The following is a 22,709-nucleotide window of genomic DNA, read 5'->3' on the forward strand; positions in this document are numbered from 1 at the left end:
TTAAATCAGAACAGTTGAACCGAAGGCTTCTCTTTGGAGATGGTTTCGGTCTGCCCGGTCCTTTCGTACCAGCCGCCGCCGAGGGCCTTGTACAGGTTGACCTCGCTGGTCAGCTGCGACAGGCGATCGGTGATCAGCGTTTGTTGCGCACTGAACAACGAGCGCTGGGCGTCGAGGAAGGTCAGGTTGCTGTCGATACCGATCCGGTAGCGACGCTCGGCCAGACGATAGTAGTCCTGGTTGGCCGCGACGAAGTCACGTTGCGCCTGGAGCTGCTCGTCGTAGGTCTTGCGCGAAGCCAGGCCGTCAGACACCTCCTGGAAGGCGGTTTGAATCGCCTTCTCGTAGTTGGCGACGCTGATTTCTTTCTGGATCTTCGAGTAGTCCAGGCTGGCGCGCAGGTTGCCGGCGTTGAAGATCGGGATATTGATGCTCGGCTGGAACAGCCAGGTTCCCGAGCCTCCCTTGAACAGGCCGGACAGCTCAGTGCTGCTGGTCCCGGCACTGGCCGTCAGGCTGATGCTCGGGAAGAACGCTGCGCGTGCTGCGCCAATGTTGGCGTTGGCTGCCTTGAGCGTATGCTCGGCCTCCAGAATGTCCGGACGACGCTGCAGCAGGTCGGACGGCAGGCCAGCCGGCATTTCGGTCAGCATGTCGGAATCCAGCAAGTGGCTGGCCGGCAGGTTGTCGGGCAGCCCGGTGCCGAGCAGCAGCACCAGACTGTTCTGATCCTGTGCAACCAGACGCTCGTACTGAGCCAGTTTGGCACGCGCGCTTTCGACGGCGGTGCGTGACTGGCTCAGGTCCAGGGCCGAGGAAACACCGACTTCATTACTGCGCGAGGTCAGGCGATAGCTTTCTTCGTAGGTCTTGAGGGTGTCCTGCGTCAGCTTGAGCAGTTCCTTGTCGGCCTGCCAGGTCATGTAGGCATTGGCGACGCTGGCCACCAGACTGATCTGGGTGCTGCGACGCGCTTCTTCGCTGGAGAAGTAGGTTTCCAGCGCCTGCTCGCTAAGGCTGCGCACCCGGCCAAAGAGGTCCAGCTCGTACGAGCTGACACCCAGCGTTGCCGAATAGCTGCTGGTGATGCCTGCTTGACCGGTCTGCGACTGTTCGGCTGGCACGCGTTGACGAGTACCGCTACCTGTCGCCGAAACAGCAGGGAACAGGTCCGAGCGCTGAATACGGTACTGGGCACGGTAGGCGTCAATGTTCAGGGCCGCGACCCTCAGGTCGCGGTTGTTGAGCAGTGCAGTCTGAATCAGCTGTTGCAGCGCCGGATCATTGAAGAAGTGCCGCCAGCCTTGCTCCGCAGCGGCCATTTTGGCGCCTTCGACCGGCGAGTACGCTGGCCCTTGCGGATATTGTGCGGCGACCGGTGCTTCCGGCTGCTTGTACTCGGGGATCAAAGAGCAGCCGCCGAGAATGAACGCGGTAACTGCAAGAGAGATCAATGACTTGCTCATTGGCCAGCCTCATCGTGTGAAATATGTTTCTTCTTGCTCTTGAAGAGCCCTGAAACCGAGACAAAGAACAGGGGCACCCAGAAGATCGCCAGGATAACGGCCGTGATCATACCGCCAATTACACCAGTACCGATCGAATGTTGACTACCTGAACCTGCGCCCGTGGAGATTGCCAGCGGCACAACGCCGAGGATAAACGCCATGGACGTCATGATAATCGGGCGCAGACGCATACGGCACGCCTCGATTGCCGAGTCGACCAGGCTCTTGCCCTGCTCGTGCAGCTCTTTGGCGAACTCGACGATCAGAATGGCGTTCTTCGCCGCCAGACCCACCGTCACCAGCAAGCCCACCTGGAAGAACACGTCGTTGGACAGGCCGCGCAGGCTGGTCGCCATCAGTGCACCGATAACCCCCAGCGGCACCACGAGGATGACCGCGATCGGAATCGACCAGCTTTCATACAGCGCCGCCAGACACAGGAACACCACCAGCAACGACAGCGCGTAGAGGGCAGGGGCCTGCGAGCCGGACAAACGTTCCTCGTAGGACAGACCGGTCCACGAAATGCCGATACCTTGCGGCAGTTTCTTGGCCAGGGCTTCTACCTCGGCCATCGCCTCGCCGCTGCTGTAACCCGGGGCAGGAGTACCGAGCACTTCCTCTGCTGCCACGCCGTTGTAGCGCGACAGTTTCGGTGAGCCGTAGGTCCATTTGCCGCTGGCGAAGGCCGAGAACGGCACCATTTCACCCGAGCTGTTGCGCACGTACCACTTCTTGAGGTCTTCAGGCGTCATACGGGCACCCGCATCGCCCTGGATGTACACCTTCTTCACACGGCCACGGTCGATGAAGTCATTGACGTAGCTGCCACCCAACGCGATGGACAGTGTGTTGTTGATGTCCGACAGGGTAATGCCCAGCGCACTGGCGCGTTCGTCGTCGATGATCAACTGGTATTGTGGCTCGTCGTTCAGCCCGTTCGGACGCACGCCTGCGAGAACCTTGCTCTGCGCCGCCATACCGAGGAACTGGTTACGCGCTTCCATCAGTTTGTCGTGACCCACGCCGCCCTGATCCTGCAGGTAAACGTCGAAACCTGTGGCGTTACCCAGCTCGAGAACAGACGGTGGAACGACCGCGAACACCATTGCGTCGCGCAGGCTGAAGAAATAGCCCTGAGCGCGCTTGGCCAGCTCGAAGACGCTGTTGTTGGAATCCCGTTCTTCCCACGGCTTGAGCATGACGAACGCAATCGCCGAGCTTTGGCCGCGGCCCGCAAAGTTGAAGCCGTTTACCGAGAACACCGACTTCACTGCGCCGCTTTCCTTGGTCAGCAGGTATTCACGCATGTTGTCGATGACTTCCTGCGTACGCTCGGTCGAGGAGCCTGCCGGGGTCTGAATCTGGGCAAAGATGACGCCCTGATCTTCTTCCGGAAGGAACGCGGCCGGGATACGCATGAACATCCAGACCATGCCTGCGCAGATCAGGATATAGCCCAGATAGGCCGGCCATTTGTGCTTGAGCATGTTGCCGACGCCACGTTCGTAGCTCAGAACGCTGCGGTCGAAGGTGCGGTTGAACCAGCCGAAGAAACCACGTTTTGGCTGGCCGTGGGTCTTCTCATCGATAGGCTTGAGCATGGTGGCGCACAGCGCCGGGGTGAAGATCAGGGCGACAACCACCGACAGGGCCATGGCCGAGACGATAGTGATCGAGAATTGCTTGTAGATCACCCCGGTAGAGCCGCCGAAGAACGCCATGGGCAGCAGAACCGCCGACAGCACCAGCGCAATACCGACCAGCGCACCCTGGATCTGGGTCATGGATTTGATCGTGGCGTCGCGCGGGGAGAGCTTTTCCTCCTCCATCACCCGCTCGACGTTTTCCACCACCACAATCGCATCGTCCACCAGCAAGCCGATGGCCAGCACCATACCGAACATGGTCAGGGTGTTGATGGTGAAGCCGAATGCCGCGAGGATGCCGAACGTGCCCAGCAATACCACCGGTACGGTCATGGTCGTGATGACCGTGGCGCGGAAGTTTTGCAGGAACAGGTACATCACCAGGAACACCAGCACGATCGCTTCGATCAGGGTGTGAACCACACCGTTGATCGATTCGCTGACCACTGGCGTGGTGTCATACGGGTACACGACTTTCATGCCTGGCGGGAAGAACGGCTCCAGCGACGAAACGGTCGCACGGATAGCCTTGGCGGTATCCAGTGCGTTGGCGCCGGTCGCGAGTTTGATCGCCAGACCCGATGCCGGTTTACCGTCGAACTGCGAGTCGGTGCTGTAGTTCTCTGCGCCCAGGCCAACAGTCGCGACGTCCTTGAGGCGAACCTGCGAGCCGTCGGTGTTGACCTTGAGGAAGATGTTGCCGAACTGCTCGGCGGTCTGCAGACGCGTCTTGCCGATGATCGTGGCGTTCAGTTGCTGGCCGCTGATGGACGGCAGGCCACCCAACTGGCCGGACGATACCTGAACATTCTGCGCAGTGATCGCGTTTTTCACGTCCACCGGAGTCAGCTGGAAGTTGTTCAGCTTGGCCGGGTCCAGCCAGATACGCATGGCGTACTGCGAACCGAAGACCTGGAAGTCACCCACACCGGAGGTCCGGGAAATCGGGTCCTGCATGTTCGACACGATGTAGTTGGCCAGGTCTTCCTTGCCCATGCTGCCGTCTTCGGACACCAGGCCGATCACCATCAGGAAGTTCTTCACTGCCTTGGTCACGCGGATACCCTGTTGCTGCACTTCCTGTGGCAACAGCGGGGTCGCGAGGTTGAGCTTGTTCTGCACCTGAACCTGCGCCGTATCGGGGTTGGTGCCCTGATTGAAGGTCGCGGTAATAGTCATGCTGCCGTCGGAGTTACTTTCCGAGCTCACATAACGCAGGTTGTCGATACCGTTGAGCTGTTGCTCGATCACCTGCACCACAGTGTCCTGCACCGTCTGGGCAGAAGCGCCCGGATAGGTAACCTGAATACCGATGGCTGGTGGTGCGATGCTCGGGTACTGGTTGATCGGCAGGCTGGAAATCGACAGCGCACCGACCAGCATGATCACGAGGGCAATAACCCAGGCAAAAATGGGTCGATCAATAAAGAATTTCGACATGGGTTACTCCCCTTTGCTGCCTGCGGCTTTATCAGTGGCCGGGGCAGGTGCCGGGTTTGCTCCTTTGACGTTGGTCGCTTCGGCGACTTTCACTTCGGCGCCTGGTTTGACGTACTGCAAGCCTTCGGTAATGACCCGATCACCTTCTTTCAAGCCGTCTTCGATCAGCCAGTCGCTGCCCACGGTGCGGTTGGCCACCAGCGTACGCATTTCAACCTTGTTGTCCTGGTTGACGATCATGGCGGTCGGCGTGCCTTTCAGGTCGCGGGTCACGCCTTGCTGCGGCGCCAGAATGGCTTTCGCACTGACGCCAGCCTGCAATTGAGCGTGGACGAACATGCCAGGCAGCAGGCGATGTTCCGGGTTCGGGAACACGGCGCGCAAGGTTACCGAGCCTGTGGTCTGGTCAACCGATACTTCGGAGAATTCCAGCTTGCCTTCCTGGCCGTAGACACTGTTGTCTTCCAGCGTCAGCTTGACCTTGGCCGCGTTATCGCCAGCTTTCTGCAGCTTGCCGCTTTCCAGGTCATTGCGCAGTTTGAGCATGTCGGCAGACGACTGAACCACGTCCACGTAGATCGGATCGAGCTGCTGGATGGTTGCCATCGCATCGGTCTGTGCACTGCTCACCAGTGCGCCTTCGGTCACTGCGGAGCGGCCGATACGACCGGAAATAGGTGCCAGCACCTTGGTGTAGCGCAGATTGATCTGGGCGGTCTGCAAGGCGGCCTGAGCTTCCTGCGTGGATGCCTGGGCGGTGTCGTATTCCTGACGGCTTACCGCTTGCTCGCTGACCAGTTGCTTGTAGCGATCAGACATCGACTTGGCGGACTGCAGAGTCGCCTTGGCGCTGTTGGCATTGGCCTCATAGACAGCCGGGTCAATCTGATAAAGCTGCTGACCGGCTTTGACGTCGCCACCTTCGGTAAACAGACGTTTGAGAATGATGCCGTTGACCTGAGGGCGTACCTCGGCGACGCGGAATGCGGTGGTCCGGCCTGGCAGCTCGGTGGTCAGGGTATAGGGCTGTGCTTTGAGGGTAACGACGCCGACCTGAGGGGTTTGCGCAGGCGGGGCCGCCTGTTCCTTCTTGCTACAGCCACTGAGCAGGGTTGCCAGGGCGACGGCAGTGACCAGAACGGTAACAGCTGGCTTGAATTGCATGAAGATCCTCGGGGCAGGAGCCTGTTATCTCAACAGTACGTTGAAGTGTAAAAAAATATTTCGGCTAGATAAGTAGCATGCTAAGGAATATACTTACATTCGCGGCTGTTTGTAAACACCCGCTGTGCGCATTCGGCCACTATTCACAGTGCCGACAGCCAATTCGGGACAAGGCGAGACAAATGCCGCCCGGTCATATCTCCAGGTCTGCCGCCAGACGCATGCCTGAGGTAAATTTTTTGAGGTTTTATTGCCATGGTTCGTCGCACCAAAGAGGAAGCTCAGATCACTCGCAGCCAGATTCTGGAGGCTGCCGAGCAGGCTTTTTATGAGCGAGGCGTCGCCCGCACCACGCTGGCTGACATCGCAACCCTTGCTGGTGTGACGCGAGGAGCCATTTACTGGCACTTCAATAATAAGGCCGATCTGGTACAGGCCATGCTCGACAGTCTTCAGGAACCGCTCGATGAAATGGCGCAGGCCAGTCAGAGCGAAGAGGAAGAAGACCCGCTGGGCTGTATGAGAAATCTTTTGATTCATTTGTTTCATGAGCTCGCACTGGACCCGAAAACCCGTCGCATCAATGAAATCCTGTTTCACAAGTGCGAGTTTACTGACGAGATGTGTGATTTTCGTCGTCAGCGTCAGGACAACGCCATACAGTGCCACGACCGGATCACCCTGGGGCTGAACAATGCCGTGCGCCAGGGGCAACTTCCCAAAGATCTCGATACGGCCCGGGCCGCAGTCGCCCTGTTTTCTTACGTCAATGGCATCATTTATCAATGGCTGCTGGTTCCAGACAGCTTTTCATTGCCGGCAGAGGCCGAGCAACTGGTTGATGTGTGTCTGGACATGCTGCGCTTCAGCCCTACGCTAAGAATCAGCAAGGCTTCCTGACTGAAGATGACAGGCCTTGGAGCATGCCGGTTCAGTCGGGCCGTTATCTTTCATACAAAGCCTAACTCCAATTCGTATTTTTTATACAGTGTGTTTACCGACTGTTTACCCGTCCTGATCTATTGCACTCACCGATTGCTGCCGACCGGGTATTGATCCGACAAAATATTGTAGGAAGTGGGTAGGACATTTCCTGATACATGTAGCTGATTTCCCAAAGTAATTTCCGAGTATTGCCCCGCGGGAAAACTCCCTTCACTCTTCGGCTCCGGAAAGATCAGAAGAGAGGAAGGTTGCATGTTTTTGCCGAATCTTGCGCCCATGTGCCCTGAAATCAACGCCAGATCCGCTGAAATGTACGCGCGTGGGCAGGGTCGTGGCTTGCGTAATCGCAGGTCTGCGTCGGACGTGATCGAAACATGCAAAGGGCATGCAGGCATGAGCGTAAATCTGGCTCTCTCGATCAAGGGGAGGGCAGAGCATGTCGGACACTACAACTGATGCTGTGAGGCTGCTGGCCGGAGTCGCGCAGCAATCCGAACGGGTTGCCATGGATTCTGAATTGGGGACACCCGTCATTCGGCTTGGGTTGATCACTACACTGTATTTCCGCAATGGTCACACGCTGGAGATGAAGCGTCGGGTCGAAGCCTGCTTTTCGCGCTTCTATGAGGCGTTCAAGCCGAAACTCAAATGGCAACTGTTCAAGCGCATGCGTCGCTTGAGCGCATCGGGTTTTGCGTCGACCCGGCGTCAGGTTGTCGAGAGCCTCCCGGACGAGCAGTTCATCTGGTCTATCGCCAGTGCGACCCAGGCCGAGGTCGCCATGTACAGCCTGTTTGTCATGAACACCCCGCAGGGGCAAGCCGACAACGATCGCTCTTGCCTGAAAATGGTCTTGCCCTGGTCCTGCCTGACCGAGCCTGACGGTTTGAAGAACTATGAAGCCTGGATCCGCTATCTAAGCAGCGAAGTGCAGGCCGAGCATGGTTTTGGCGGGCTCGCCTGTGTATTGCCTTGCGATGGGCACCAGTATTTACCCTGGGAGTATCGACTGGCTCAGGACTACATCGGGTTGATGGTCGATCCCGGTCCGCACATTGAAAGCCTGCGTTTGCTGGACCGTATAAAGGGCGTCAGCTGGTATACGGTGCTGGGCGAAGGGTTTGTCAGGCAGCTGGGAGGGAGCGACAGATTGCGGGGCGAGATGAGCGCGCACAGCGACATCGTGTTTCATAGCTATCGCAACGGGTTGATCATTCGGGCGGGTGCGGTGCCTGAATTGGGTGGTCGAGGCCTGCCGCCGCAACCTTATGTGACGGTCAACCGTATGATCAAACCGGTTCGCCTGCAGGACACCGGCAACCTTCATCCCTACCTTGCTCCCGGTATCGGCTTTACCGAGGAAACCACCGCGCAATGGTATGCGCGATTTGATGAAAAACCGCTGCCGCCGGTTGATGCGGGGCAGGCATGCCCTCGATCTGGCTGCTGGTTCAGCAGCGCACAGTTTGGCTCTCGTCGACATTTCGACGAAGGTGAACTCATGCCGGCGTTCACCCATATAAAAAGCAAGAAAACCCAGTGGTTCTGGGCCGGGATGTCGTCCTGAGTCAGCGCGTCGAGCTAATCGCGGCCTCGCAATAGCGTATTGGGCATTGCTACGGCTGCGGCAAGGCCGAGCAGCGAAATGGCCGCACTGGTGATCAGCAGGTTTCTGAAGGTCAGCGCCAGTTCGGCTCGCAGTGTTTCCAGAGCCGGTCCGGTTGCTGCATTAAGGCTGTCGAGCAGGACATTACCGGAGCTGCCTTCGCCACCCAGCGCTCCCGAGCCGGGCAGACCGACACCGGTATGCTGCAACATAGCCAGCAGCAGCGCCGACATCAACGCTACGCCTACTGCACCACCCAGCGAGCGGAACAGATTGGTTGTGCTGGTGGCCACGCCCATATCCCTTGGTTGAACCGAGTTTTGGGTACCGACCAATGAAGTGGGGAACTGCATGCCGGTGGCGATGCCGGTCAGGACCATGAACAGGCTCATCGCTATCAGCGATTGGGGAGGCGTGAAGGCCATGCCCAGAATCGCGATGGGCATCAGCAGCGCACCGGTCAGGATAAGCGGCTTGTAGCGCCCGGTATGCGCGGTGCGTCGCCCGGCGAAATAGGCACCCATCGGCATGCCGATCGCCAGCGGAAGCAAGTGTAGGGCGGCGCTGTCTGCTCCGCCACCGGTGACGGTCTGGTAACGCAACGGCATCAGGACAATCAGGGAAATAGCCTGAAAGCTGGTAAAGAACACCGTGCACCAGCAAAGCACGGCACTTTTATTGGTGAACAGGTGCATGGGCAACAGGGGCTCGGCGGTGCGGCGTTCGTACCAGACGAAAATGCCCAGCGTCAGCAGGGCGGTGCCCAGTAACAGCTGAACCTCGAAATCGCCCAGACCATGCCCCTGACCAATTTCGGTAATTCCCAGCAGCAGCGCGGTCAGGCCGATGATCATCAGCACCGTCCCCAGGTAGTCGATAATCGGTTTGCGCTGTGGCACCGGCAGGCCGACCAGGGTTCGATATGCGACGATCAGCGCGGCGGCCCCCAAGGGCAGATTGATCAGGAACACCCAGCGCCATGACAGGTATTCGGTCATCAAACCGCCCAACACCGGGCCCGCAACGCTGGCCAGGGCGTACATGCTGCTGAAGTAACCCTGATAGCGGCCCCGCTCACGAGGCGGAACAATGTCGGCGATGATTGCCTGGCTTACCGAAACCATGCCGCCTGCACCGATGCCTTGAAGGACGCGCGCCAGCACCAGTTGTTCCATGCTCTGCGCCATGCCACAGAACAAAGAGGCGAGGGTGAAAAGCCCCAGGCCGAACAGCATCAGTTTACGCCGCCCGTATAGATCGCCCAGCTTGCCGTAGATCGGCACTGCAACGGTCAGGGAAACCATATACGCGGAAATGACCCACGCCAGCAGATCGATGTCCCTGAACTGGGCGGAAATGGCAGGCATCGAAACGGCAACGATGGTCTGATCCAGCGCGCTGAGCAATACCGCCATCATCAACGCAAACAGAATGCTGCGAATGGCCGGAGGCGTTTGAGTAAGACTGGTCAAGGCAAAACCTGATGGCAGTGTTGACCCGCCGCAAGTGTGGCGGGAGAGTCTGGCCAGTCTAATCCGATAGCTTGCTAATCGATAGCTGCCTTTGCTGAACGATGACGCAATTCATGCTCCGCAAGCGTCATCGCAAGGCGCTGAAGGTGGCATCGGTTGGCACGCAATGGCCAAACGTACAGCTGGAGACATAGGGGGCCTGGCGCGCCAGTTCGTTACGATAGGCACCGGCGCTGTACACGGCCAATACCGCCAGAGCTCCTGCGACAACCATGCATTTTCTTGTTATTGCTTTCATGACGCACTCCTTACCTCGGCTACAGAGCAGTTTGAAAGAACTGATTAAAGTGTAGGACACGGTTGAAGTTTGCGTCGGTAGTCATCATCTGCGCTTGCTGCGTGACGAATGCGCTGGAAGACGCGCTAGAATTCGCGCTTTGATTTATGAGCAGGGTCCAGACGCATGGCACGCAAGGAATACAACGGGTTTGAAGTGGTGTCGGCAGTCATGCCTTCCGAGCAGGGGTACAACGCGGCAATTGCCATCAAGGGGTTGGGTGCCGGCGGAGCGCCGCGCTTTCATGCGCTGCTGCCGGACCAGAAGTTCAAGACTGCCGATGACGCCGACCTGGCCGCTGCACAGGAACTGCAGCGGCTGATCGACATTGATGCCGAGGGCGAGCCGGTATGGGGCGATTCCTGATCAGGCGCCTGGACGGAACATCTTGAACAGCGCTTCCGGCCCCAGCTGGAAGTAATCTGCAGGACCGCCGCCACGCAGGATCGGCTCAGCGGCCGCGGTGTCATAAACACCGTCCTTGAGCAGGGATTTCTCGATGTGTACGGCCACCACTTCGCCCAGAATCAGCCAACTGGGCACCAGCTCCTTGTCGGCGCGTTGCAATTGAATGATCTGGGTGACTTTGCATTCGAACGACACCGGCGTCTCCAGCACACGTGGGACCGAAACGATATGGGAGGCCAGTGGCGTGAGGTTGGCCAGCTCGAACTCGCTGACATCCGGCGCTACCGGGGCACAGCTCTGGTTCATGGCTTCAGCCAGCGAGCGGGTCGCAAGATTCCAGACAAACTCACCGGTCTGCTCGATGTTATTGAGACTGTCCTTGCGACCAACGCTGCAGAACCCAATGATGGGGGGCACATAGTTGAACGCATTGAAGAAACTGTAGGGTGCGAGATTCAATTTGCCGTTGGCATCCTGCGATGAAATCCAGCCGATCGGGCGTGGCCCTACAATCGCGTTGAACGGGTCATGCGGCAGGCCGTGACCCTTGGATGGCTCGTAGGAGTGAATAGCGTCTGACATGCTCGATTCCTGATGGGCTCTGTAGGATGCGGACATAGTGCTGCGCATTTGCAGAGGATGCCAGAGCAGCGTGTATTTCCGCCTGGGCCAGACATGAAGAAGCCCGACATCGGCCGGGCTTGGGGCGTTGCGTGGGCTATCAACCCAGACGATTGGCACCTACGCGGTCTGCACCATCAGCGGCCAGACGGTTGGCACCGACGTGGTCTGCACCATCGGCGGCCTGACGGTTTGCACCGACACGGTCCGCGCCATCAGCGGCCAGGCGATTGGCACCGACGTGGTCTGCACCATCGGCAGCCTGACGATTCGCACCGACACGGTCTGCGCCGTCAGCAGCGACACGAATTGAACCGACATTAGTGTGTTTGGTGCCGCCTTCAGCAACGATGGTCGAGCGGGACATATCGTTTTGAACAGTTGTGACTGGAAGTGCAAAGGCGCTGGAAGCCAGAACAGAGAAAGCCAGGCCGAAGATCAATTTAGTGGTTTTCATGATGATGTCTCCAATGAGTGTCGGGTGAGTTGTCATCCCGGTATGGAGGCAATGCTACGCGCCAGCGGATTATTAAGAAGTTAATCGGATTGCTAGCGACCATCGCTGAAAATGATAGTTGGCTGTGATGCTCTGATTTCGGGCCTTGCAGGCGATGTTGCGTTATCGAGGTGCATATTTTGAAAAATCTTGTAATAAAGCCACTTGACAAAATGGAAGTGTAATTTTTTCAATGTCTTATCGCTGATTGGTCTCGAAAGTGTGCACTGTATTGAAACACTTTGTAGCAAGTGCTCATGTCGTTTCAGGGGGCGATGATGAAGGTTGTATCGATGTAACCGATATTGTGTTTCTCACACCGGCGTGGAAACGGCACGCCAACTCAGGCGTGGGCATGCCGCTCAGGCGTGTTAACGAAGAGTGATCAATCTGTCTCGATCCGCGAATGTTTGCGCGTGTCTTTCATGAAGACATACACCAGCAGCGAACAGGCGATGCACGCGGTTACGTACCAGTAGTAGCCGGTTTCCATGCCGATGCTCTTGAACCACAGTGCGATGTATTCCGCAGTACCGCCGAAAATCGACACTGTCAGTGCATACGGCAGGCCGACACCCAGCGCACGGATCTCGGTCGGAAACAGCTCGGCCTTGACCACTGCGTTGATCGAGGTGTAACCGCTGACGATGATCAGCGCCGCCATGATCAGGAAGAACGCGCCCCACCAGGTCTGAATGGTATGCAGCGTGGTCAGGATCGGTACGGTACACAGCGTTCCCAGTACGCCAAACGCAATCAGGATCGGACGCCGCCCGACCTTGTCGGACAGGGCGCCAATCACCGGCTGCAACAGCATGAACAGAAACAGCGTCGCGGCTGATATCGAGGTCGAGTCGGTGATGCTCATGCCGACGGTGTTGACCAGGTACTTCTGCATGTACGTGGTGTAGGTATAGAAAGCCAGGGTCCCGCCCATTGTCAGGCCGACTACGGTCATCAGTTCCTTGGGATGACGCATCAATGTGCGCATCAGGTTTTCCTTGGACTTTTCCTTTTTCTTGCGGGTGAACGACTCGGTTTCTTCCATGCCACGGCGCAGAAACAGCGCAACCACTGCACACAGGGCACCGATGACAAACGGGATACGCCAGCCCCAGGCATACAGCTGCTCGGTGGTCAGCGTCTGCTGCAGCACGATCAACACGCCCAGCGCGATGAGTTGGCCGGAAATCAGCGTGACGTACTGGAAGCTGGAAAAGAAGCCGCGACGTTCCTTGCTGGCCATTTCGCTGAGGTAGGTGGCCGAGGTGCCATATTCACCCCCGACAGACAGGCCCTGCAGCAGTCGGGCGAACACCAGCAGGATCGGGGCACCGACGCCGATGCTCTCATAGCCCGGGGTCAGGGCAATGATCAGCGAGCCGAAACACATCAGCAGTACCGATGCCATCAGCGCAGCCTTGCGCCCCTTGTAGTCAGCGTAAAGCCCCATCAGCCAGCCACCGATAGGCCGCATCAGAAAGCCCACGGCAAAAATCGCGGCGGTGTTGAGCAGTTGTGCGGTGGTGTCGCCCTTGGGGAAGAACGCTTTGGCGAAGTACAGCGAGAAAGCGGCGTAGACGTACCAGTCGTACCACTCGACCATGTTGCCGACCGAGCCGCTGAAAATGGATTTCAAACGGCTGGAAGTGGTTTTTTGGCCAGCAGCAGTAGCAGCCGACCCACGGGAGGCGGGATTGGAAGTTTCCATGGTGTTCCTTGTTTTTCATTATTTTTGGAAGGAGGCATTGGATGCCCTGCCTGTGACATAGCAGGAGCTGTGCCACACCATGAGAGCCTGTTCTAGAGCGGTTGAGAGACTTTGATGAGCAAGAATCCGCTTATCTGCCCGATTGAGGTAGGCGGATTCTTGCCGATGGGTACTCAAGCGAGGTAGTGGCCGCGTGCAGGGCCGAACACAATCACGCCCACGACGAACGCGAGCATCAGACCCAGAACGATCATGATTGCCTTGAAGGTATTTCTGACGCAGAAGGCTTTTACGCTATCCCAGCCTCCGGTCCTGACGGAAATGGCGTCCTGAAAACCTGAAATCCGGTACGGCGACAGCACGATCCATAGCAGCAGGACTGCGCCATACAGCGCTGCCAGTACGGGCCCTTTCTGTACACAGACGTAGCCTAGCGTGACGATCGGAATACCGTGGCGCAGCGCCAGCGCCTGATAACCGGGCCAGCTCAGGTAATCGGGCAGCAAGCGCGCACTCCAGCGCATATCCACCGGCTTGATACGCTCAGCGAAAGGGCGCCAGAACGACATGAATATATGGATGACAGGCAGGAGGAAAACCGGCGCGGTCAGCGCAAGGCCAGCTATTTCGTACCAGGTGACGTTGCTGCCGGAAGGGTCCAGTGATGCCGTCGTGAAGATCGTCAATACGCCGAAAAAATAGGCCCTGAGATTGAGATTGGATGACACCTGCTCAGGCAATTTACGCCAGGATTGTACGTCGGCGTCCGGGAACTCTTGCATGGCATCCGGGAACCGGTGAGTCAGGTCGGACGCCAGTTTTTCGCAGGCTTGCCACAGCTCTTGATTACCGTGCCTTGCCAGTCGCAGCCTTTCATCCAGGGGTGGTGGTTGCAGAAGAAGACGCGCAGCCATGGCCTCGGGACTGTCTTGTGAGGCTTCGAGCAGTTTCTGCTGGTGTGCGACGAATGCCTTCTTTTCACAACGCTGGACCAGATTCATCCACAGGGAAAGCGGCCCTGCATACACGTCATGTTTCTGATCCCAGGCAAAAAGGCTGCTCAAGCGTTCGAACAGGGCAGGGGACCAGTCATGGTTGTTGAGCAGCAGTGTCATGGTCCACTGTTCAAGTTGCTCCTGGCGATCAAATGATGTCAGCCATGGCTGCTGCCGGAGTGCCTTGAGCGCATCGAGAAAGGCACGTTCCTCGTTGTTTTCGAGCATGGCATGAAATGACTCAAGCGAGCTGTCCAGCAGTGCCTGAGTCAGCCGATGCGCCTGATGAGTCCTGAGCTGTACTTTTTGCCAGGGTGTCAGCCAATGCAGTTGTTCGACGGCGGCCTTGATCAGCGCCTGATTGTCCTCCGGGTCCAGCAGGCAACGCCGGGCCAGATGTTGCTGGAAGAGCTCATCGCAGCCTTGATCCTGGGCTATCTGACGTTGTGAGTGCAGGTTTTCCGGTGTGGTCTGACTGGCTTGCTCATACCAGCTCAACTCTACTGCCGGGCGGGCAGGAGGCTCGGCCATGTCGAATGCCGGGTGTACCTGTCGATGGTCCGGTCGGACTACCAGCGCAGGCTCATCAAGGGGCAGCGATTCGGGGGGCTGACCAGCAACTGCCCAGACGTCACTGCCCTCATCGTCGTCTTCCACACGATTTCTTGCCCAGTTCAGCGCCTGCTCGTAAGCATCGCGCAGCGCCTGAAAGGCAACCGGGTCGTCGTCGGGACGTGTGGTTTTCAACAGCCTGGCGTATTGGCGCTTGATGCTGCGCTCGTCGGCATCATGGCCCAGATCCAGTACGCTCCAGCAATCCATTGCCGTCACCATTCACCTCGTTCGAAACGGTCTGCTTCCTGTTCGAGCTGTTTGCGCAGTTCATTGATCTGCCGGTCATCCTGGGTTTCCAGCACGCGCTGGAATTGTGCAGCCCAGACTCCGATAGTTTCACGTGCCTCGCCCAGATACTCCTGATAGAGCCGTTCCAGACGTGCTGTCAGGTGAGTGTTGACCTGTTGTTCGCGAGGATGAACCTTGAGCGCTTCCAGCACCTTGAGTCGTTCACGGATTTCGGCGGGTGTCATGACTCCGGGGTTGTTCTCGATAACCAGCTTGTGATTTTCGCCGGTCATCTGGATCCGCACATCGGCCTCCAGCAGGCCGTTGTTGTCGTATGTGAAACGCACGTCAAGTTCGACCTCGCCGGCCTTGGCTTTCGGCACGGGAATATTCAGTTCGCCCAGCGCGATGTTGTCTTTGACCAGGCGGCTTTCACCTTGAAAGATCCGCAGCAGAACGTGCTCCTGGTTGTCGGCAACCGTGTTCACGGTACGCACCCGGCTGACCGGCACCACGCTGTTGCGCTCGATGATCGGAAGGTAATGCCCGGACTGATAGCCGTTGAACACGTATTGTGTGGTTTCGATACCCAGGGTGTAGGGGCACACGTCGGTCAAAACGACTTCTTCCAGCGCCGCATCGCGCTGCTTGAGTGCTGCCTGAATCGCAGCACCCTGCGCGACGACCTCATCCGGGTTGAGCGTGATGGCCGGAAAACGCCCGAACATCCCGGCGGCCAGTTTGCGGATTAGCGGCATACGTGTAGTGCCGCCCACCAGCAGGATTTCGTCCAGATCTGCGACGCGAATTTTCGCATCGCGCAAGGCTCGCTCGATGGGCGCGCGCAGGCGGGCCAGCAGAGGCGCAAACAGATCATTCATCTGCTCTTGCGTGATTGTCTTGCGCCATTCGCGGTCGGCATGGCGCAGCACGAAATCGACACCGTTTTCCTGGCCCAGCGCCTTGCGCACGCGCTCGGCTTCACGTCGTAGCGAGGGCGTTACCAGTTCCTTGCCGGGGAAGTCCTGCTCATCTCGGTGCAGGGTCAGAAAGTGCTCGACCAGCAGGCGGTCGAAATCTTCACCCCCCAGGAAGTTGTCGCCTGCACTGGCACGCACCTCCATCACGCCGTCGAAGAGTTCGAGGATCGAGATGTCGAACGTGCCGCCGCCCAGGTCGAAGACCAGAAACGAGGTTTCGCCTTCCTTCTGATGAAGTCCGTAGGCCAGGGCTGCTGCTGTCGGCTCGTTGATGAGCTTCTCGACCTTGAGGCCGGCCAGCTCCCCGGCAATGCGCGTCGCTTTACGCTGAGCGTCACTGAAGTATGCCGGAACGCTGATCACCGCCTCGGTGACAGGCTCGCCGAACGCGCGCTCGACGTCGGCTTTAAGACTCTTGAGCACCAGTGAAGACAACTCTTCCGGGCGATAGGTGGCAGATCCCAGGCGAATCTCCTGAGCGCTGCCCATGTAACGCTTGAACAGCGCCGTGGTTTTGTCCGGGTGAGTTTGCAGACGTTCGCGCGCCGCCTTGCCGACCAGAATCTGCCCCTCGTCGTCCAGCCCGACCACACTTGGAGTCAGTGTTTCTCCCAACGCATTGGTAACCAGCTCGCTGCTGCCGTCGCGCCAGACAGCCACCAGGCTGTTGGTGGTGCCCAGGTCAATACCGACGATCATCTCAAAAATGCTCCCTGCTCAAGGATTGTTGCAATGTTTTGCGTGATTCTGAATCAAGGCCACCGGTGTTGTCTTGGTTTTATGCGTCGGGAATGCCTGCTGGCACCCCGCGTCAGGATGCCTTTGCAGCATTATTATTCTCCAGTGCGACTCACCGCCCTGTGCAGGATCGCTGCCAGATCTACTCTGGAGTAGGGTTTTTGCAACAGGTCGAAGCGGTGTGTTTCGTCCTGAGCGATCGTTGCAAATTCAGTGCTGTAGCCGGAGGTGAGGACGACCGGCATCCAGGGATAACGAGCTTCGATTTCAGCGTACAGTTCCAGCCCGCTCATGCCGGGCATCGCGATATCCGAAAACACCACATGAAAGTTTTCCGGGTTACCGGACAACTCATGCAGCGCCTCGGTGGCACTCTTGACCCAAAGCACCTGAAAACCAAGCTGCTCAAGCATCGGTCGGGTAAACGTGCCGATGTCCTGATTGTCCTCGACCATCAAAACGCAAAGACCGGGCAAAGCGGCAGGCGCGCAATGCTTGTCTTGCGCGACGACTTCGTGATTTTTTGCACTCGGCAGACATAGCGTGAAGCAGCTGCCTCTGCCCAGTTCGCTTTCAACCAGCACTTCGCCGCCCGATTGTTTGGCAAAGCCGAATACCTGCGACAACCCCAGCCCTGTACCCTGTCCCACGCTTTTGGTGGTGTAGAAAGGTTCAAAGATCATGCCCAGTTTTTCCTTGGCGATACCCGCGCCGGTATCGGTCAGCGACACCTTCACATAATCGCCATCGCTGAGTGAGGCAGGCTGATCGGCAGTGGGGCAGGCAGCGCATTCAACGCTTATGCTGAGTCGGCCCGCGCCCGACATTGCATCGCGTGCGTTGACCACCATATTGACCAGCGCAGTGTCGAACTGGCTGCCATCGGCGAAGATAAAGCACGGCTCGGCAGGCAGGTCGATGCTCACCTGAATGCGTGCGCCGGTGAGCGTATCCATCATCTCGCCAATACGCGCCACACTCTTGCAGACATCGAACACTTCCGGCTGCAAGGCCTGACGGCGGGCGAAGGCCAGCAACTGACCGGTCAGACGAGCCGCCCGGTCTACCGTACTGGAAATGGCCTCGACGTACTTCACACGGCGATGCTCTTCAAGGTTAGGTGCCTTCAACAGGTCGCTGCAGGAGCGGATCACCGTCAACAGGTTATTGAAGTCGTGCGCCACACCGCCGGTGAGTTGGCCGATAGCCTCCAGTTTCTGCGCTTGATGCAGGGCCTCCTGGGACAGACGCAACGCTGCATTGGCCTCTTCCTCGGCCTGAATGTCACGGCCGACGGCATGAATGTATTGCTGGTCCGGCACGGCAGTCCACGAGATGGTCCGGTACGAACCGTCCAGATGACGATAGCGATTCTTGAAGTGAGGAATGGTCTGGCCGTTTTCCAGCCCGCTCATGGCGGCCAGCGTACTCTCTACGTCTTCAGGATGTACCAGCCCCAGGAACTGGCTGTCGAGCAGTTGTTCTTCCGACCAGCCGAGAGCCTGAGTCCAGGCCGGATTGACCGCGCAGATGATCCCGTCGAATTGCGCCACCAGCATCAGGTCAGTCGACAGGCGCCAGATGCGGTCACGGTCACGGGTGCGCTCGATCACACGCTGCTCAAGCGTTTCGTTGAGAGACATCAGCGCTTGTTCAGCGTCTCGGAGCTGGGTCATGTCGCGGGACACGCACAGAATTTTCTCCGGCTTGCCGTCCTTGCCGAAGATCGGGCTGACTTGCACATGCCACCATTTGACAGTGCCCGCCATGGTTTGCGCCGAGCCCATGAAACTGGCGTTCTGACCCGCGCGGGCCGCTTCGACAGCAGCGATGGCGTCCAGATTGCCCTGGTCCTGCCAGAAGTCAGGCCAGGGGCAGCCGCGAATCGCGTTGAAATCGCTGACTTCCATGATCCGCTGACCGCCTTCGCTCATGAAGGTCAGGCGCGAATCGAGGTCCAGCACCTTGATGCAATCATTGATGCTCGACAGAACACGCTCGGTAAACGCTTCGTTTTCATTTTGTCGGGCCTGGGCAATGACTTGGGAAGTGGTTTCATTGACCCGGCAGAACACGCCCTCGATCAGGCCGCTATCGCCGTAGAGCGGCGAATAGGAAAGCGACCACCAGGTCTGCTCGGGCTTGCCGTTGCGGACGATGGTGCGCTCAATATTGTCAGACCGGCGGCTTTGTCCACCAAGCGCCTGCTCGGCCAGCGGGCGCACGGCCTCCCAGGCATCGCCCCACACCGAGGCAATGGGTTGTCCTTGAGCCTGCTCTGCTGCAACGGGCAAAACCTGGGCATAGGCGTCATTGAAAAACAGGACAAAGTCCGGCCCCCAAAGCAGATACATGCTATCGGGGCAACTGAGCATCAGGTTCATTGATGACAGTAGCGCTGCTGGCCATGCTTGCTTCGGTCCCAGCGCAGACGTCGACCAGTCTGTCTCTCGGATGAGCCGGCCCATATCGCCGCCTCCCAGTGGGAGGTCGAGGGGAGTATTCACGGTAGAAAATGCCCCAACTTTCGGACTGCCAATGTGAGCTTGAATAGCCAGGCGGGAATGATGTCATTATGCCTTAAAACTATCCAGCCATCACGGCCTTACATAGCCGGGACAGTATGCAGACCCGGCAGCGCGGGAAATGTTCGGTTATCGCCAGAAGAAGCCATACAGGATGTGCGCAGCTATCAGTTCAGGAACATTTCCCGTACCAGAGCATGACGCTGCATTTTCTCGTTCAGCGTCCTTCGCGGCAGTTGCAGCTCGTTGAGCACAGCCTTGATATCACCTTTATGACGGGTCAGCGAAGCGCGCAGGCATTGTGCCTCGAAGGCTTCCTGGCGTGCTGCCAGAGAGTGCCCCTGCAATTGAATATCGGGCTGCGTCGGGGTGAGTTCGAGGCCCAGCGCCTGCCGCTCGGCCGCATTGGCCAGCTCGCGTACGTTGCCGGGCCAGTCATGGCTGAGCAACTGGGTCAGGCGCGTGGCGCTGAGTGCTGGAACTTCACGGCCCATGCGTTCGGCGGCGGCTCGGGTGAAGTGGCTGAACAGTTGCGCGATGTCTTCAAGGCGTTCGCGCAACGGCGGCAGACGCAGTTCGGCAACGTTCAGGCGATAGGCCAGATCTTCACGGAAGCGCCCGGCGCGGGCCTCTTCAAGCAGGTCCGGTTTGGTCGCAGCAATGATCCGCAAGTTGACATCGATACTCTGATTCGAACCCAGCCGTTCAAGGCGCTTGTCTTGCAGAACGCGTAGCAGCTTGACCTGTTGCGCCATGGGCATGCTCTCGATTTCGTCAAGAAACACGGTGCCGCCGTCGGCATATTCCAGTCTGCCGATACGTTTGCCCTGTGCACCGGTAAACGCGCCGCTTTCGTGCCCGAACAACTCGGCTTCGAACAGATGCTCGGGGATGGCCGCGCAATTGAGCGCGACAAAAGGTTTGCCGGCGCGTGGACCGAAATCGTGCAGGCAGCGAGCGACCAATTCCTTGCCACTGCCGGTTTCCCCCCGAATGATTACATTGACCGGCAGTTGCGCGAGCTCAAGCACCTGGCGGCGCAAGATCTGCAGGCTGGGCGACACGCCGAGCAGCGTGGCGTCCAGTCGGATTCTTGCATCTGCCTGTTCATGCAGGCGGCGGTTTTCCAGCACCAGTTGGCGCTTCTCCAGCGCGCGCCGCAGGTTGCTGATCAGCGTTTCGGGGCTGAAGGGCTTTTCCAGAAAATCATAGGCACCTTCGCGCATCGCCTCTACAGCCATTGGCACATCGCCATGGCCGGTGAGGAGGATGACCGGCAGGTCCGGGTCCATGCCTTGCATTCGGCTCAGCAGTTCCAGACCGCTCATGCCCGGCATGCGTACGTCGGTCAGCACCACACCGGGGAAATGTTCCGGCATTTGTGCCAGGCACTCCTCGGCACGGGCGAAGACTTGCACCTCAAACCCCGACAGCGTCAGCCATTGCTCGACGGCTTGCCGAATGGGTGCCTCGTCGTCTACCACGATGACCGCGTTCAACATGTCGGGTCAGGCCTCCAGAAAGTCATTGGGCAGGCTGAACCAGAACACAGCACCTTCGGCATGGTTTTGCGCCGTAAGTTGCCCGCCCAGTTCGTGAATGATGGCGTACGACACGGCCAAGCCAAGGCCCAGACCATCGCCCACAGGTTTGGTGGTGAAAAACGGATCGAAAATACTGGCCAGGTTTTCCTCGGCGATCCCCGTTCCGTTGTCTTTGACGCTGAGCCGCCATTGCTTGTCGATGGCGTCGATACGCACTTCAAGGCGCCTGGACGGGCGCTCGCGCATGGCGTCCAGTGCATTGCGCAGCAGGTTTATCAGCACCTGCTCCAGACGTATGGCATCGCCACGCACCCACGCGGGACGTGACAGATGCAGCACGCAGTCGATGTGCTCCTCGCGCAGGCGCGGATCGAGCAACAGCAAGGCCTGATCGACTACCGTGGCCAGGTCCAGCCTCTCGCGCAAACCGCTGGGGCTCTTGCGGGCAAAGGTCTTCAGATGGCTGGTCAAGGCGGCCATACGTGTCAATTGTTGATCGACCGGAATCAGCGCTTTGCAGGCTTCATCGATTCGGCCCTGATCCAGCAGCAGCCGTACGGTTGCCAGTTGCATGCGCTGGGCTGTCAGCGGCTGGTTGATTTCGTGGGCCAGCGCTGCCGACATCTGCCCCAGCGCCGCCAGTTTGGCCGACTGGACCAGACCGTCCTGCGCGGTTTGCAGATCACGGGTGCGTTCCTGTACCAGACGCTCCAGTTCGTCCCGGTTGCGCTCCCGTAATCGCGCCAGTCGCCAGCGCTGATAGAGAAACAGAGCCAGAAATACCAGTGCCAGCCAGATGCCCGCTGCGGCGAGGCCCGCGTTGCGAATGTCCTCGCTGGACGTGGGTGGCTTGCGCAATAGGTGCAAGGTCCAGTTTTCATCGGGCAGCGGCAGCGACTGCCAAAGATAATCCGTGGTGCCATCCGGGCCTTCGACACGGCTTAAATGACTGTTTTCGCCAAAGCTTTCGATGACCCGACTGCGCAGCGGGGACAGTACTTTCTTGTCGTATTGGCGCGTGCGCAGCAGGTCGGCACGGTCCTCTACAGAAATAGGCAGCAGCTCGCGATAGCGCCAGCCCGATTGATTGGCAATGAAAACGATGCCTTTTTCGTCGCTGACCAATAGCAGGTCGTCACCTTGGCCCCACTCCTGCTCAAGGTCTGGAAACTCCAGCTTCACGATCATCGCACCGATGAAGGCACCCGTATCGTTCACCACCGCACTGGACAAGAAGTACCCAGGGATTCCGGTGGTCACACCGACCGCGTAAAAGCGCCCGGTACCCTGAGCCCGTGTTTGCAGAAAGTAGGGGCGAAAGCCGTAGTTGTGGCCGACATAGCTGTTGGGTGCGCGCCAATTGCTCGCGCTGATCGCCAGACCGTGCAGGTCGAGCAACTCAAGCGTCGATGAATGCGCCGTGTTGTTGATTTTTTCCAGCTTGAGATTGAGTGCGTTCTGCACGTCGGCGGATACCGGACCGCTCAGCGCTGCACGAATCTCCGGGTCCAGTGCCAGAACAGAGGGCAGGGCGCGATAACGTTCGATCAGGGTATGCAGGGTATTGGCATACAGTGCCAATTGCCCTTCGGCACGCACCGCATCTTCTGATAGCGCGTGACGCTGGGCCTGATGCATCGCAAGCCCGGCGCACAGCACCGCACCGGCCATAATCAGCAGCATGTACAGGGTAACGCGCCAGTAACGATGCTTGAGCGTCATGTTGC

The 22,709-nt window shown here is 58.5% G+C and carries 16 protein-coding genes; 3 read left to right on the forward strand and 13 right to left on the reverse strand.

Annotated features, from left to right (window positions below):
• Nucleotides 1–5 precede the first annotated feature (5 nt).
• From RYB09_RS07675 to RYB09_RS07685, 3 genes are read right to left on the reverse strand one after another with little or no spacing between them, the layout of a single operon-like run.
• A complete protein-coding gene (locus RYB09_RS07675; RefSeq protein WP_058400773.1) occupies nucleotides 6–1,466 on the reverse strand; it encodes an AdeC/AdeK/OprM family multidrug efflux complex outer membrane factor in 1,461 nt (486 codons plus the stop codon).
• Nucleotides 1,463–4,597, reverse strand: coding sequence for an efflux RND transporter permease subunit (locus RYB09_RS07680; protein WP_058400774.1), 3,135 nt, complete (start codon nucleotides 4,595–4,597; stop codon nucleotides 1,463–1,465). Before RYB09_RS07680 ends, RYB09_RS07675 begins: the two co-directional genes overlap by 4 nt.
• A gap of 3 nt (nucleotides 4,598–4,600) precedes the next feature.
• Entirely contained in the window at nucleotides 4,601–5,761 is a 1,161-nt protein-coding gene (locus tag RYB09_RS07685; RefSeq protein ID WP_058400775.1) for an efflux RND transporter periplasmic adaptor subunit, read from the reverse strand.
• A 255-nt stretch (nucleotides 5,762–6,016) separates the two neighbouring features.
• Between RYB09_RS07685 and RYB09_RS07690 the strand changes: the two genes are divergently transcribed.
• Nucleotides 6,017–6,661 carry a TetR family transcriptional regulator gene (locus RYB09_RS07690; RefSeq protein ID WP_002554958.1) on the forward strand — a complete coding sequence of 215 codons (645 nt, stop codon included), beginning with the start codon at nucleotides 6,017–6,019 and terminating at the stop codon, nucleotides 6,659–6,661.
• A gap of 481 nt (nucleotides 6,662–7,142) precedes the next feature.
• Complete coding sequence (locus RYB09_RS07695; protein ID WP_058400777.1) at nucleotides 7,143–8,273, forward strand: DUF3396 domain-containing protein; 1,131 nt, start codon at nucleotides 7,143–7,145, stop codon at nucleotides 8,271–8,273.
• Between the two features lie 14 nt (nucleotides 8,274–8,287).
• Here the strand turns inward: RYB09_RS07695 and RYB09_RS07700 are convergent, their stop codons facing one another.
• Both RYB09_RS07700 and RYB09_RS07705 read right to left on the reverse strand, forming a co-directional pair.
• Nucleotides 8,288–9,784 (reverse strand): MDR family MFS transporter, encoded by a 1,497-nt coding sequence (locus RYB09_RS07700; protein WP_122258124.1) that lies wholly within the window; start codon nucleotides 9,782–9,784, stop codon nucleotides 8,288–8,290.
• 127 nt (nucleotides 9,785–9,911) lie between these two features.
• The gene (locus RYB09_RS07705) at nucleotides 9,912–10,082 is read right to left on the reverse strand and encodes a hypothetical protein (RefSeq protein ID WP_004416346.1); all 171 of its coding nucleotides are present in this window, start codon (nucleotides 10,080–10,082) and stop codon (nucleotides 9,912–9,914) included.
• Between the two features lie 165 nt (nucleotides 10,083–10,247).
• On the opposite strand from RYB09_RS07705, the gene RYB09_RS07710 reads away from it, so the two are divergent.
• A complete protein-coding gene (locus RYB09_RS07710; RefSeq protein ID WP_058400779.1) occupies nucleotides 10,248–10,487 on the forward strand; it encodes a hypothetical protein in 240 nt (79 codons plus the stop codon).
• Here RYB09_RS07710 and RYB09_RS07715 read toward each other — a convergent pair whose 3' ends face one another.
• The 8 genes from RYB09_RS07715 to RYB09_RS07750 all read right to left on the reverse strand — a co-directional run bounded on the left by RYB09_RS07715 (nucleotide 10,488) and on the right by RYB09_RS07750 (nucleotide 22,704).
• Nucleotides 10,488–11,111, reverse strand: coding sequence for a flavin reductase family protein (locus tag RYB09_RS07715; protein ID WP_004658879.1), 624 nt, complete (start codon nucleotides 11,109–11,111; stop codon nucleotides 10,488–10,490). It lies immediately after the preceding gene.
• Nucleotides 11,112–11,250: 139 nt separating this feature from the next.
• Nucleotides 11,251–11,607, reverse strand: coding sequence for a hypothetical protein (locus RYB09_RS07720; RefSeq protein WP_058400780.1), 357 nt, complete (start codon nucleotides 11,605–11,607; stop codon nucleotides 11,251–11,253).
• A 424-nt stretch (nucleotides 11,608–12,031) separates the two neighbouring features.
• A complete protein-coding gene (locus RYB09_RS07725) occupies nucleotides 12,032–13,357 on the reverse strand; it encodes an MFS transporter (protein ID WP_058400781.1) in 1,326 nt (441 codons plus the stop codon).
• A 173-nt stretch (nucleotides 13,358–13,530) separates the two neighbouring features.
• Nucleotides 13,531–15,174, reverse strand: a complete 1,644-nt coding sequence (locus tag RYB09_RS07730) for a J domain-containing protein (RefSeq protein WP_058400840.1) — start codon at nucleotides 15,172–15,174, stop codon at nucleotides 13,531–13,533.
• Between the two features lie 5 nt (nucleotides 15,175–15,179).
• On the reverse strand, nucleotides 15,180–16,874 hold the full coding sequence (locus RYB09_RS07735) for a molecular chaperone HscC (RefSeq protein ID WP_316887800.1): 1,695 nt from the start codon (nucleotides 16,872–16,874) through the stop codon (nucleotides 15,180–15,182).
• 134 nt (nucleotides 16,875–17,008) lie between these two features.
• Nucleotides 17,009–19,381 carry a PAS domain-containing protein gene (locus RYB09_RS07740; RefSeq protein WP_316887803.1) on the reverse strand — a complete coding sequence of 791 codons (2,373 nt, stop codon included), beginning with the start codon at nucleotides 19,379–19,381 and terminating at the stop codon, nucleotides 17,009–17,011.
• 224 nt (nucleotides 19,382–19,605) lie between these two features.
• Nucleotides 19,606–20,940, reverse strand: coding sequence for a sigma-54 dependent transcriptional regulator (locus tag RYB09_RS07745; RefSeq protein WP_316887805.1), 1,335 nt, complete (start codon nucleotides 20,938–20,940; stop codon nucleotides 19,606–19,608).
• A gap of 6 nt (nucleotides 20,941–20,946) precedes the next feature.
• The gene (locus RYB09_RS07750) at nucleotides 20,947–22,704 is read right to left on the reverse strand and encodes an ATP-binding protein (protein ID WP_058400841.1); all 1,758 of its coding nucleotides are present in this window, start codon (nucleotides 22,702–22,704) and stop codon (nucleotides 20,947–20,949) included.
• Nucleotides 22,705–22,709: the final 5 nt, after the last annotated feature.

It is taken from the genome of Pseudomonas syringae group sp. J254-4 (assembly GCF_032586855.1).
Lineage (GTDB): Bacteria > Pseudomonadota > Gammaproteobacteria > Pseudomonadales > Pseudomonadaceae > Aquipseudomonas > Aquipseudomonas amygdali.

Coding starts and splice junctions, on each gene's coding strand:
- RYB09_RS07705 (WP_004416346.1), bottom strand. CDS start 10,082: ATGAAAGCAATAACAAGAAAATGCATGGTTGTCGCAGGAGCTCTGGCG.
- RYB09_RS07750 (WP_058400841.1), bottom strand. CDS start 22,704: ATGACGCTCAAGCATCGTTACTGGCGCGTTACCCTGTACATGCTGCTG.
- RYB09_RS07690 (WP_002554958.1), top strand. CDS start 6,017: ATGGTTCGTCGCACCAAAGAGGAAGCTCAGATCACTCGCAGCCAGATT.
- RYB09_RS07740 (WP_316887803.1), bottom strand. CDS start 19,381: ATGGGCCGGCTCATCCGAGAGACAGACTGGTCGACGTCTGCGCTGGGA.
- RYB09_RS07680 (WP_058400774.1), bottom strand. CDS start 4,597: ATGTCGAAATTCTTTATTGATCGACCCATTTTTGCCTGGGTTATTGCC.
- RYB09_RS07735 (WP_316887800.1), bottom strand. CDS start 16,874: ATGATCGTCGGTATTGACCTGGGCACCACCAACAGCCTGGTGGCTGTC.
- RYB09_RS07730 (WP_058400840.1), bottom strand. CDS start 15,174: ATGGATTGCTGGAGCGTACTGGATCTGGGCCATGATGCCGACGAGCGC.
- RYB09_RS07685 (WP_058400775.1), bottom strand. CDS start 5,761: ATGCAATTCAAGCCAGCTGTTACCGTTCTGGTCACTGCCGTCGCCCTG.
- RYB09_RS07675 (WP_058400773.1), bottom strand. CDS start 1,466: ATGAGCAAGTCATTGATCTCTCTTGCAGTTACCGCGTTCATTCTCGGC.
- RYB09_RS07725 (WP_058400781.1), bottom strand. CDS start 13,357: ATGGAAACTTCCAATCCCGCCTCCCGTGGGTCGGCTGCTACTGCTGCT.
- RYB09_RS07710 (WP_058400779.1), top strand. CDS start 10,248: ATGGCACGCAAGGAATACAACGGGTTTGAAGTGGTGTCGGCAGTCATG.
- RYB09_RS07745 (WP_316887805.1), bottom strand. CDS start 20,940: ATGTTGAACGCGGTCATCGTGGTAGACGACGAGGCACCCATTCGGCAA.
- RYB09_RS07720 (WP_058400780.1), bottom strand. CDS start 11,607: ATGAAAACCACTAAATTGATCTTCGGCCTGGCTTTCTCTGTTCTGGCT.
- RYB09_RS07715 (WP_004658879.1), bottom strand. CDS start 11,111: ATGTCAGACGCTATTCACTCCTACGAGCCATCCAAGGGTCACGGCCTG.
- RYB09_RS07695 (WP_058400777.1), top strand. CDS start 7,143: ATGTCGGACACTACAACTGATGCTGTGAGGCTGCTGGCCGGAGTCGCG.